The organism is Candidatus Eisenbacteria bacterium, from assembly GCA_026388185.1.
GTDB lineage: Bacteria > Eisenbacteria > RBG-16-71-46 > JAFGJU01 > JAFGJU01 > JAPLKG01.
On record JAPLKG010000002.1, the window covers coordinates 111,169 to 124,066 of the forward strand.

General features: G+C 58.0%; 8 protein-coding genes. All 8 read right to left on the reverse strand.

Annotated features, from left to right (window positions below):
* Positions 1 to 96: 96 nt before the first annotated feature.
* Positions 97 to 837 carry a hypothetical protein gene (locus NTX17_00615; GenBank protein MCX5799881.1) on the reverse strand — a complete coding sequence of 247 codons (741 nt, stop codon included), beginning with the start codon at positions 835 to 837 and terminating at the stop codon, positions 97 to 99.
* A 139-nt stretch (positions 838 to 976) separates the two neighbouring features.
* A complete protein-coding gene (locus NTX17_00620) occupies positions 977 to 1,312 on the reverse strand; it encodes an RNA-binding protein (protein ID MCX5799882.1) in 336 nt (111 codons plus the stop codon).
* A 452-nt stretch (positions 1,313 to 1,764) separates the two neighbouring features.
* On the reverse strand, positions 1,765 to 4,041 hold the full coding sequence (locus tag NTX17_00625) for a GAF domain-containing protein (protein ID MCX5799883.1): 2,277 nt from the start codon (positions 4,039 to 4,041) through the stop codon (positions 1,765 to 1,767).
* Between the two features lie 221 nt (positions 4,042 to 4,262).
* On the reverse strand, positions 4,263 to 6,425 hold the full coding sequence (locus NTX17_00630; protein ID MCX5799884.1) for a hypothetical protein: 2,163 nt from the start codon (positions 6,423 to 6,425) through the stop codon (positions 4,263 to 4,265).
* Positions 6,426 to 6,427: 2 nt separating this feature from the next.
* Entirely contained in the window at positions 6,428 to 8,209 is a 1,782-nt protein-coding gene (locus NTX17_00635) for a hypothetical protein (GenBank protein MCX5799885.1), read from the reverse strand.
* A 108-nt stretch (positions 8,210 to 8,317) separates the two neighbouring features.
* A complete protein-coding gene (locus tag NTX17_00640; protein MCX5799886.1) occupies positions 8,318 to 9,448 on the reverse strand; it encodes a DUF362 domain-containing protein in 1,131 nt (376 codons plus the stop codon).
* Positions 9,432 to 10,238, reverse strand: coding sequence for a sugar phosphate isomerase/epimerase (locus NTX17_00645; GenBank protein MCX5799887.1), 807 nt, complete (start codon positions 10,236 to 10,238; stop codon positions 9,432 to 9,434). The genes NTX17_00640 and NTX17_00645 overlap by 17 nt, the downstream gene beginning before the upstream one ends.
* Positions 10,239 to 10,263: 25 nt before the next feature.
* Complete coding sequence (gene mutS / locus NTX17_00650; protein MCX5799888.1) at positions 10,264 to 12,867, reverse strand: DNA mismatch repair protein MutS; 2,604 nt, start codon at positions 12,865 to 12,867, stop codon at positions 10,264 to 10,266.
* Positions 12,868 to 12,898 lie beyond the last annotated feature (31 nt).

Genomic DNA, 12,898 nt, shown 5'->3' on the forward strand with positions numbered 1-12,898 from the left:
GCTCCCGAGCACTCCGGAGCCCCCGGAAGGGACTCACGAGGCGGGTTTCTTCTCACGAAGAGCGAGGGCTCGCGTCACTCGCCAGAGCGTCTCAAACTACTTCACTATCGGTGACGCATTCTGGTCGAAGGGGTTCATTCTCATGGCAAGAGAAAACAAGAACGGAAAGTTACCTTTCAGATATTTCATGTAGTCCAGCCACTCGCTGGCCAACTGCCCGTAGACTCTCTTTATGTCGCCGGCGAGATGCTGATAGTCGCGGTCTGGAAGAACCGTCGCGTCCTCCCTGGCTGCAAGTTCCTCGGTAAGATGGAAAACTGCACGGAGAAGAACCGTAAATGTTTCGTGCTCGAGAAGCGTCGGATTCTCGACGAGCCGCAGCAGGAAATCCCGTTTCCCCACGAGAAAGCTACGAAGACCTATCAAGTCCACCTTCCTCACTTCCACGCCATAGTCATAAACCTTGAGGCGCTTGCTCATCCCCGAGAACTCGCGTTCAGACCAATTATCCGTCACGATGAGCTCTTTTCGAATCGCCTCCAGCTTTGGATCGAAGTCTGAGAGATAGGCCAACAGTTTCGTTCCAACTTCGCTGAAGAACGCTCCTATCACCATGTTCAGCTTTTCCAACCTCGCACGCTTTTCTCGTTCGTTCAGCAGACTGTGTATTATCAAAGTAACCAGCAGAACCTCGATGAAGACGAAAGCAATGTCGCCGACCAGATACATGAAGAGATGACGCGCGTCTCGGAAGATGGCATAGTCGATAGAGTAGAAAATCGCCGACAGTATGACCAGTGTCACACCCAGCAAGACCTGCCAGCCCGGTCGCCTCATCCGTCGTCCCTCCTTACTCAAAAGAAAAGGGAGCCTGTGAGCTTGCGTTCCGCGAGACCACAAGGATCTCGCCGACCTACCGCTACCGGCCCCCCGCCAAGCACATGATCATAAAAGAAGCAACACTCCCGAGCGCCTGCTAGAAGCGCCGCCCACCTCCACCTCCGCCTCGCCTCTGGCCACCGCCGCCGCCGCCACCAGCGCCACCGGGTCCCCTGCGGCCGCCGCCCTCAGTGCGAGGTCTGGCTTCATTGACGTTGAGCGTTCGTCCTTTCAAGTCCTTGCCGTTCATGCCGGCGATCGCGGACTGAGCCTCCGTCTTTGTGGGCATGTCCACGAATCCGAATCCTCTTGATTCGCCGCTGAACCTGTCCTTTATGATGGTCGCCGACGCGACCTGACCGAACGCCTCAAACGCCTGCCGCAAGTCCTCTTCGGTGACTTCACGCGACAGATTGCCCACATAGATGTTCATCTTGGCCTCCTCTAAAGTTGGGGGTTGACGGCAACGTTTCGCGCAGCGCAAGAAACCTGGTTACAATCTAACACGACATCTGTCCATCTTGAGTGAGAAACTCATCACGGCAGGATCGAGAAGTTCTGTGGATGCTGACTTCGCGGAGATGACTCTGACGGAAGCAAGACTCTCTAGAATCTCTCGTATCCAAAGCGACACAGTGGGGAAAATCCAACATCGACGTGACGCAAGGCGTCCCGGCTGCGGGGTTTCTCGAAACAACCCTGAATTCCCTCTCCGCAACCTGTGGCAGCCTATCCCTCCTCCAACGTACAGTCCTGCAACGGAACCCATTTTATAGGTGTCAGGAAAGCGGGTCAAGACAATTGTTGCCAAAAAATGATATTTCAACCTGTGCCGTCGAGGAGGAGTGATCGCAACGGAGGTGAGACTCGCAAGCGCGGACCAGACTACGATAGCGAGACGCTGATCAACTGATGTGCCTTCTTGAGGTCCGATACGTCTTTGGGCCAGTAGAGTTGCAGGCCCTTCAGACTGAGTTCGGGAGCAGGCGAGACGTACCTCACTGCCCCGATGCGCGCGAGAAGAACTTCGATTCTCTCGAGGATGACGTTTCCGTCCCTCGGAGTCTGAGGGGAAACCACGACAAAGGTGGCCTCGCCTGTTCTACCGATCGTGTCCACCTCTCGAACGCTCTTTCGCAAACCCCCACAGAATTCTTCGAGAAACGCGGAGCGCCACTCGTCTCCCAGTCTCTGGAAGGCCGCGGTCAATCCTTCCACCTCGGCGACGGTGATACAGAAGCCGATTCCATATCTCTCGTACCTCTTGGCTTCATCGTCAATCTTCTTCAACACTGCCTGGGCGCCAAGAAGCCCCGTCTCCGAGTCTCCTTCGGTGAATTGCTCCGCCTGCATGGAGATCAGCACTCTCTGGAGGCCGTGCGCCGCGTATCCACAGAACGACTTGAAGAGATTGCCTTCTCCCTCGCCGAAGGCTTCCTTCTTTCCCTCTTTCATTCTGAGAAGAATAGAGACGCCGAGGAACTTGCCTCCGGCCCTGAGAGGTCCCACCAAGAAGGAGCTGATGCCCAACCTTTCGACTTCCAGGCAAAGCGTTTCGTCGGCATCTTCGGAAGAAATGAAGCTCATTTCTTTCAGGGACTCGGCCGCGAGAAGCTGTCTCGCTCTACCCAGTCCGTCTTCCTCTTCCACGCCTTCCGTGCCGCGCAGACCGTCGACAAACCAGGTGCGTCCGTCTTCGCACGCGATAAGGCTGACGTCCGCCTTGAAAAGGCGCACTCCCTCCGACGCAACGATACGCACGACTTCCTCTATCTTATGAGTGGTCATCAAGGAAGAAGCAACCTGGTTGAGTTCCGCCAGCACCGAGGCCTGTTCTCTGAGTCCGAGGAGCGAAATCTCCCGACCCAGTTCCTTCGCCATGTACCGCCCCACCCTCTCAAAGGCGCTCAGGAAAGCCTCGAGCTCGACTTCGCTCACCTTGATGGAGTCAAAAACAAGAAGCCCCTGCTTGTGCTGAGCTCCCAGAGGGACGCACAGAATCCCAAGGTCTTCGCCTCCCAGAATCGGCGAGACGATGCTCCCCGGAAGAAGCACTCGCGACTTGCCGGACGATGCGGCCCGGCCGAGGAATCCTTTGCCATCTACTACGACGCGCGGAAGCAAGGGCTCCGCGTCTTTGGTCGAGGAGGCAAAAAGGATCGATCTTCCACTTCGTTCCTTGTCGGGAAGGTAGATGTAACAGTCGGCTTCGAGTTCCCGCCCCAGTGAGTCGGCGAGAAGGCGTACTTTCTCATCAAGCGGGACTTCCTTCATCAATTCTTCTTCTGCCGCTTCCCTCAGAGTGAGCTCCAGTGCTTTGTTGGCAATCGTGCTGTATTCGACGGCCTTGTGAATGACTTCGGTCACTCTCTCGGCCAATTTTTCCAGAAGATGAAGATCTCTGCCCTGGAAGACGGAAGGATCTTTGGAACTGCCCACGTTGAGAACGCCGATCGCGCGACCCTTGGCCATCAAAGGCACGCACATGGCTGCCTTGACGTCACTTCTTTCCTTCCCGCCTCGCTGCTGGTCGATCTCCGCCTCTCCCGAGATCAAGAGAGGGCGCCCCTCCAGAGCCACCTTCCCCGCGATCCCTTCACCAAGTCTCTGCCTGGTCGTGCGAACCGTGTCCCCACTCAGCCCCTGAGCCATGGCGATACGCAGTTCTCGCCCCTTCTCGTCCAGAAGCATGATGGAGCCGGAGTCGGCCCCCGTACATCTGATCGCCAGATCAAGAATCCACCTGAGGAGCTTCTGCCTGTCAAGAGCGAGACTCAATGTGTCGGCCAGCGTGCCGAGGGCCAGGGATTCCTCTGCCCCCAGCTCGAGCGCGCCGGGCTCGGGCGTCTTATCTTCGGGGACGCGCCCCGTGGCCTCATCGGGCCTCATCGTCCCGACCCCGCCTCCCAGTATTTGGTTGACCATGCGCTTCGCCTCTTCGCTTCCGCACAAGACCACGTCCACGTCCAGAGACGTCAGCGAGGCAATATTGGTCGTCGCCGGAAGTCGCATGATCTCCGCAATCCTCAGCGCGGCGGCGGAGGCGTCTTCGTCAGCTATGGATACCACTTCCCAGCGATCGTCCTTGACCATTGCCGGGATTAGATCGAGGTCGCTCTCTTTGAGACCGACGATTGCCAGATTTCTCTTTATTGTGTCCATTAAGGAGTGCCTTCCTCACATGTTTTGAGACAAGGGCTTGCAGATGCAACAAACATACCAAGAACCGCGGAGGCTTCGACCCTCCGCCAACGCCCGTTGCTCCCGCAACCGTCGTGCCTCACGACAGTTCCAGCCCCACCCGGGCTTCCTCGTCCGGCTCACTCTTTGTTCTTCTCGAAAACGAATTGCAGACCGCAATGCTTCTTGCTTTTTGCGAGGGCCTACATCAGTTTAAGCCTGCCTGTCCCGATGTTTTGGGCCCTGTCCCGGGCTCGGACAACGATCGTGTGCTCTCCAGGTGCAAGCGCCGGTCCGTGCGCGACCTCGCCGAGCACAAAGGAAAACTCTTCGCGCGGAGAGTCAAGTAGCCCGTCCGAGGACTGGACATTCCGCCACTCGCCTCCGTCCAGAGAATAGTCGAGCCCCACTATCGGACTCATGTTGTCTGAGACCCTGCCGCCTATTCTGACGCCGGCCTCTTCTCTCGCATACTTGAGGCCGGAAACAGTCGGAGGGGTGTTGTCTATCTCGAAAGGCAGACTCACGCCCTCGGCAGTCAGCGCCTCCGAAGTCGTGTTGTCTGGTAAGTCACTCGCCACTACCTTGAGCAGGTAGGTCCCGTCGGCAAAGGATCCGCTATTCCACGTGAAAATCGGCTCCTTGAAATCCTTTTCCAAAAGTCTCCAATTTGCCTCGTCGATTCCGCGACAGAAGATCGAGAAGATGAGCCTGTCACCATTGGCATCAGAAGCCTGCCAGACTGCGGTACGAAAAACCCTCGCCCAGGTCGCGTCCTCTGGGGCGCGTTCTTCCTCATCCGAGGTCAGAGAGTATTCCACCTTGATCCCGCCCGGAAGCGTCTGGGAAATCCTCTCCGGTATCTTGTCCATGCCGCCCCTCGAAAAAGCCACGCCCTGGGGTAACACCTGAACGGAGGTCACCGTAGGTGCGACATTCTTCTCGAGGTAGGATAGAGTCACCTTTCTGAACGAGGGCGAAGGTCTTCCGCTCGACGAACGCAGTGCGGCCTTCCATTGCAGAAATCTTCCCGGAAACGACTTCCCAACTTCTCCAGACGATGACAGCTCTTCACCCCATTCACTCCAAGTCTTGTCCGGCTTCTCACAATTGCCCGATCTGACGGAAAACGCGAGAGAGGTCCCGGGCGGAACTTGCCCCTCCCAAGTGAGACCCCCGCATCGTGAGACGCCGACGGCATCAAAAACATTGGACACAAGCGTGCCCTCTCTGCAAAAGGACGGTCCGGCAGAATAGACTCTGGCTCTGTTGCCCGTCGAGAAGACGAGGGCACGACCCACTCCAACAATGTCCAGAATCTGCGAATCGGCGACCTTCTCGAGAAGCTCCACCTTTCCGTTCACCAGGCCGTAAATGGTCCCCTCATCGCCGGTCCCCACGATCAGACTGTCCTTTCCGGCAAGATAAAGCGAATAGACGCTCGAACGCGAAGTCGTCCAGAGCTTGAGTGCAGTCCCGTCCTGCCATATCTTGTAGATGGCTGACATCAACTTCGTTTGCTCCTGGACCTCGGAGCCGGTGTCGTCCGACCCCGAATCTGTCTGCTGCGCGACGCCTTTCCTGCTCTGAGACACCGCGACAGCGTACACCACTCCGTCTCCGTCCACCACAAGGTCTCGCACTTCCTTCTCGTCGCAATCGTAGAGAACCTGTCCCTTGCCCTGGTAGGAGACGGATATCACAAGGCCGCTTCCCTCCGTTCCCAGGATCAACTTTCCATCGACATACTTGGCACACATGACGTGCCTCTCGCCCGTCTCGTAGAAGAGCTCTCCTGAGCCGTCGGGCGTTATCCTGTAGACCCTGCCGTGATCGCCGGTCCCGGCGTACAGATTTCCTTTCTCATCGATGGCCAGACACCAGACGTAGCTTTCTCCGGTCTTGAAGAAGACGGAGCTCTCTCCGTTTGGGCTTATCTTGTAGACCAGACCTCCCGGCGAAGTACCTGCGTACACGGCGCCGTTCTTGTCAACCGCAAGACTCAGGACTTCGAGCTCAGGGCTGTCCAGAACGAGAGACGTCTCGCCGCGTGCGTCAAATTTGTACACGTTGCCGCCGTCGCCGCTCCCTGCGTACAAGTTTCCCCTCGCATCCCTCGCGACGCACCAGAAGTAGCTTTCGTCGCCGCTAATGAGGCTGTCCAACTCGAGGGCGAGCGACACGACGTCGGATTGTCTGATGGACACGCATTCGGGAGTGCCGCTCAGAAATTCCGACGCCTTCTCGGTGGTCCAGAAGGACGTCTCTCTTGCCGCGATGGTGCCGGGCAGGCCCGCCACAACAGCGACCAGGATCAGAGATATTGACAGCGCTAGTTCCCAAGAACGAAGCTCTTTTGGCCTCACGTCTACCTCCCGGCCTTTTGATGCTTAATCTTCAAGCTCACCGATCGGCGCCCCTCCAGCGCGTAGTCGGTGTCCGACGCGACTGCGCCGAGTATTCCCAGCGGCGTCTCGGTGAGTGCACCTGAACGAGTCGAGCTATCCAGCACGCTGGAGAAAGAGGAAGGCGGCGATGGGAACGGCTTGCCTTCAATCCCTGCCTCCTCACTCCGCGCAGAAAGCACGCACTCGAGTCGATCCCCTCTCCCGGAACTCTCGATCTGTGACATCAACTGCTCCAGATTCGCCGGAGGAAGTCTCCTGTTCGTCGACTGCTCTTCCCACACCCTCATTTCTGGAGCGGAACACACCAGGATTCGAGCGCGCTCCGCCTCGCACGTCAAGGGAACGACCAGACTGAACCGCCTCAAGAACACTTCCCCCCTGAACGGTTTTAGCTTGACGGTGACGCGTATCGAATCGCCGGGCATTACTTCCTCGGGGCGAACGGACACCTCTTCAATCGAAGCCACCCTCTGCTCTCGCCGGACGAGCAGCGTGCAATCTATGCGACGGACGTCGGCCTCTTCGAACTGGTTGTTAAGGAGAGTTTCTACCGGCGCAGAAACCATTTTCGAGATTGCCGAGGCAGGATCGGTAGTGAAAAGGACGTTCTCGTATTCCACCTCGTGTGTCGCCCCGTGCTTGTCGACGAACTCAATCTCGCCGGCTGCCTTTATGGTCATGTCTCCGACGGCGCCGCACAACGTGAGCGCCGCGCTGGTCGCGCTCCATCCCACAAGCATTCCGGTGAGGAGCTTGTTTTTCACTACGTCGAAGTGAAACGTCCTTTCGCCCCCCGTCCCGGTCTTCACAACGACGCCCACCGGTACTAGAGAAGGAACGGATCCAATCTCGCCTAAGACCCCCGAGAGACTCTCACCGGTTATCTTTCCCACCATCCGCAACGGAGACGCAAGTTTCACCGAGCCCGCAAGGCTCGGGAGCACCGTGTGCACGTACGCGGTACTCATGGGGATCCCGGCGAGATTTCCGAGCATGAGCCCGTGGCCGAAACCAAGTACTCTTGCCCCTTCCGTGTACGTCACGGTCCCTATGGCCGCCACGACACCGTCTCCCCTCACGAACTGCGCCGCCATCGCGGCCCCCGGGACGAGCGTATCGCCTTCGACCGATCCTCCGGCGCCGCCGGTTTGTGCCACCACCATGTTGAGGCCGCTCGCCTCCTGTTCTATCACGCGCAGAACCGCTGGATGAAAGCCCGAAACCAGGAGCGGCGTCTCAATCGCCTTCATCGTCCCCGCAGGGATTTCCCAGTCGCCCGAACTCAAGTCATTCCGGCTCCTCGGCTGGGCCGAGCCTGAGCCGATTCCCGCGGTCTCAAGCCCCAGCATCTCCTTTATCGGCGTGACCCCGACGATAGGCTCTTTTGAGAAAGCCCAGGTGTACGCCATGGCCCCGATCAATTTGCCTTCGACGTAAACAGGCGTTCCACTCATGCCGGCTGCGATTCCTGCGTTATCCACTTGTGGCCCCGACGCTCTCGCAAGTATGAGGTCTCCCCCAGGTCTCCAATTGCGGAGCACCCCGAGTATTTCAACGTCAAATTCCTCAATTCTCGAGCCCAAGAACACGCTCTTTGCCTTCCCCTTCATCCCGGGACGTATTTCATCCAGATTCATGAAGGACGCATCGACAGCCGCGGTCGGCCCCGGCGCACACACCACGAAGCAGCCAAAGAGAAAGACTTGAACGACCAGTCTTGTGACCCAGAGCCCTTTTCTCATTCTCACCGTCCTGTCACAGTACGGCCTTCACCACGCACGCAGCGGTTGTGCTTCGCAGTTGAAAGCCCTCCGTCACCGTTTCTCATTCACGGGCGAGTTCGTCCCGAGTCATTTCCGCTCAAGAGTGTCGACGTTGACGACCTCGTACCTTCGCGTACCCATTCCCAACTCCTCGGCGTACTCTATTTGTCTCTCGCCCTCTATCTCCAGTCTCAGGCCCTTGAACTTGTCCGCGCCGGGACCCACGTCGGGCCCGAGCCCCGAACCCGGCAGGGCCGGCTGGGCGTTGACCATGTCGAGCGACGCCTGCTCCACCGCGACCGGATCGATCGAGCCAAGAATCCCGACGTTCGGGACAATCGCGTTGTCGCTCCAGCCGAGGCAATCGCAATCGGGCGTCACATCGAGCACAAAATTGAAGAACGCGGCTCTTCCCTTCTTGTTCTCGAGCACGCCGTAGGCGGTCTCAACGATTTTCTCGCAAAGGTTCCGAGGTGATTCGTTCCACAGTATTCTGAGAGCTCGCTCCGGACACACGGAAATGCACTCGCCGCAGCCCGAGCACTTCGAGTAGTCGAACGTCGCCTTTTGCGCCACAATCCTTATTGCGCTCGACGGACAGTCTTCAACGCACCTGGCGCATCCCGTGCACGAGCCCTTGTCCCTGAATTCCGGTTTCACAACGGCGTGCATCTTCTGTTTCGCGCTTCTCGAGCCGAGACCCATCCCGATGTTCTTAAAAGTACCCCCGAATCCCGTACCAAGGTGTCCCTTGAAGTGAGAAATGCAGAATAGGGCGTGCGCGTGGTGTGCGTTTGCGCCGTACCGGACTTTCTTGAAATGCTTCAGCCCCACCTCGACTTCGACGTAATCCCGCGACGCTATTCCGTCTGCTATCACGATGGGAGCCCCGATGGTGGCGTGACTGAACCCGTGCCGGACCGCCAGATTGAGATGGTCTATGCCGTTACTCCGCTCACCCAGGTAGAGTGTGCAGGAGTCGGTCAGAAAAGGCTTTCCCCCCCCTTCCTTGATCCAGTCCACCGCCTTCCGCACAAAGATGGGATGAACGAACGTGGTGCATCCTTCCTCGCCGAAAGTCAACTTTACGGCGACAAGATCTCCTCTTTCAAAGATGTTCAACGACATGGCCTCGAGCATGCCACCGAACCTTGCCACAAGACCTCTGTTCGTTTTCGACCTGACCGGGGCGAAATAGACCTTAGCGACTTCCGGCAAGCTTCTCCACCTCCTCGAAAAGTTTCTTCAGGAATCTAATCCCTCTCTTCGCCGCCTCGATGTTGAGACTCTCGTCCATGAGAATCCCTTGATACTGCACCTCAACGAGTCTCGTCACGACTTCTCTCCAGTGAATGTTGCCTTTCCCTATCTCCAGGTGGTCGTCCCTGACTCCACGGTTGTCGTGTACGTGAACGTGAGCCACGAGGTCGCGGCCGAAGTGCTCCAGCATCTTCTCCGGCAAGACCGTGGTCGTGTTGGCGTGGCCGACGTCGAACGTTACTCCGGCTCCTTCCAAGCCCTCCACCAGATGCATGACGCCCGACGCAAGACTCCTATCCAAGAAGGGAAAACCCGAAGGCATGTTCTCGACACATACCCTGATGCCCCTTGGCCTCGCGAAAATGTGGATCTCCTCAAGAGATTCCTTCTCGAGCGCTCTGATCTTCTCACGCTCCTCGATGGAGCCCCGCGTACCGGGGCTCGGATGGACGACTATGATCGAGGCCTCGATCACGGAACCCACCTCGATCGCCTCGAGTATGCGTCCCACGCTCTGCTTTCTCAGTGAATAGTCCAGCGCGCCAATGTCCGTCGACGTGAATGGAGAATGCACCGTGTATTCCACGCCGAGGGCCTTCCTGACGGACTGAAGAAACCGCGTGTTTATGTCGAGCGGCGTTGCGTAGGGGCTGTCGCAGACTATCTCGACCGCCTCGAAACTGTCCTTGGCCCCATCGAAAAACTCCTCGACCCTGCCTTTCATGAGCGTTGAAGCGCCGAATTTCATCCTCGCAATCCTCCGAGTCGCCCTTCTATTCCTTGTCGGCCACGTGAGCCGTTCTTGCATACTTCCGCTTCAGTTCGTCGAGCACGCGCAGCGCTTCCAGGGGTGTCATGCATTCCGTGTCCATCCCGGCAAGCTCCTTCACCATAGACCTCGCGCTTTCGGCGAAGAGGTCAAGCTGATCACCGGGTATTACTGCCTCCGCCCTACCCAGCGGGCTCGGCCCGCCATTTTCGAGGGACGCGAGTATTTCCTTCGCCCTTTGCACGACAGGCTCAGGCAAGCCGGCCAGCCTCGCGACCTGGATTCCATAGCTCCTGTCCGACGCCCCCTCGACGACCTTCCTCACGAAAACTATCCTGTCGCCCCATTCCTTGACAAGCACGTTGATGTTCCTGACTCGTTCCATCTGCGATGCAAGTGCGGTCAGCTCACGGTAGTGCGTCGCGAACAAGGTTCTGGGCCCCAGCCTCTGAAGATACTCGAGCACGGCCCACGCGATGCTCATCCCGTCAAACGTGCTGGTGCCCCTGCCTATTTCATCAAGCACGACGAGGCTTCTTGCGGTACAGTTATTGAGAATGCTCGCGGTCTCGCTCATCTCTGCGAAGAACGTCGAGCGCCCCCTGGCAATGTCGTCCGACGCACCCAACCTGCAGAACACCCTGTCCACTACTCCGATCTCGGCAAGATTCGCCGGAACAAAACCGCCCATCTGAGCGAGCACGACCGCGAGTGCTATTTGTCTCGTGTACGTGGACTTCCCTGCCATGTTCGGACCCGTGACGATCAAGACCTGTGCATTTTCGCCGTCCATGTCCACGTCGTTCGGCACGAACCCCTCGTCTTCGAGCATCGCCTCGACAACCGGGTGTCTCGAGTCGCGCAACAATATTCTTGTGTCCTCACGCATCTGGGGCCTCACGTATCCTCTATCGAGGGCGACGCGAGACAACGACAGGAGCAAGTCTGCCTCCGCAACTGCTGCCGCCGCCTCGAGAAGAGCGGCGGAGGCTTGGGACACCCTCTCCTGAAGCTCTCCCAGCAACCCGAGCTCGATCTCGAGTTCCCGCTCCTCCGCACCAAGGACGAGGCTTTCCCTCTCCTTGAGTTCTGCGGTTATGAAACGCTCCGCATTCACGAGGGTTTGCCTTCTCACGTAATCAGACGGAACACGCGAGAGATTGGCTTTCGTCACCTCTATGTAGTAACCGAACACTTTGTTGTATCCGACCTTGAGCGTGTTTATCCCCGTTCTCTTCCTCTCTCTTTCCTGAAGCGACCTTATCCATTGCTTCGCCTCGAAAGAGGAATCCCTTACGCCGTCAAGCTCTTCGCAAAAACCCGGCCGGATGAACCCGGGAACTCGTGCCATCAGCGGCGCGTCTTCCACGAGCGCCCTCTCTATGACCGAGGCAAGCTCGTCGGTCTCGCCTATTCTGCCGCCGAGCGCCTTGAGAAGAGAGCTGCCGGCGCGCGTCAGGATTTCCCGGATCCCCGGTAGCCTTCTCATGCACTTGCCGAGCGACACCACGTCCCGCGGACCGCCCTTCCGATTCACGATCCTGCTCAAGAGCCGTTCGACGTCCAGAAGTCCTGCGAGCGCCTCAACGAGCGTTTCTCTGGTCCGCGCGTCGGACGCCAGCTCACTGACAGACTCGTGCCGCTCCGATATGACCTCCACGCGCGCGAGCGGCCTCAAGATAGTCATTCGAAGAAATCTCGAGCCCATCGCCGTCTCGGTTCTCCTTATGGTTCCAAGCAAGGAGCCATCTTCGTTGCCCGTCCGAATCGACTGGACGAGCTCAAGATTGCGGATCGTTGTGTCGTCCATCATAAGAAAATCGCGCTGCCTGTATCTCGTCAACTTGAAAATCTGCTTGAGTCGCGTTCCCTTGAGCTCCTTCAGGTACGCCAGCAATGCTCCTGCCGCCACGGCGCCGGCGTCGTCCCCGTCGAAGCCAAACGATCCCAGCGAGGAGGTCCCGAAGTGCGCCTCGAGCTGGGAACAGGCGGCGTGCGCACTGAACTGCCAGCCTTCTCTCTCCGTGATCCTCGCCGCAGAGTGCCCCTTCAGTCTTTCCGACAGAAGGCGCGCGAGATCTGAACCCTCTGGCACGACGATCTCGGCCGGAGAGAGCCTCTCGATTTCCTCGATGGCCTCACCAAGTTTCATTTCACTAGCTTCAAACTCACCCGTTGAAACGTCTGCGACCGCAAAACCGCACGGCTCCCCTGCGGCCACGGCCACGACGTGATTGTTCTTCCCTGCTTCGAGCAGCGAGTCCGAAAGCACGGTCCCGGGAGTGACGACTTCGACCACTTGCCTGGCGACAAGCTTCTTACTCTTGTCCGGCTCTTCGATCTGATCACATATTGCCACACTGTGGCCGTTCTGTATCAGTTTGGATATGTACCGCTCGGCGCTGTGCCACGGAATCCCGGCGAGAGGAATCTTCCCCTCTTCGTCTCTGTCTCGAGACGTGAGAGCGAGCCCCAGCACTTTCGAGGCGGTAATCGCATCGTCGTAGAAGGTCTCGTAGAAATCTCCCATCCTGAAGAGGAGAATGCAGTCGCGATGTTTCTCCTTGATCCGGCTGTACTGACGCATCATCGGAGTTTGCTTCTTCACCGAGCACCGCCAATCTGTTTTCGAGACGCTT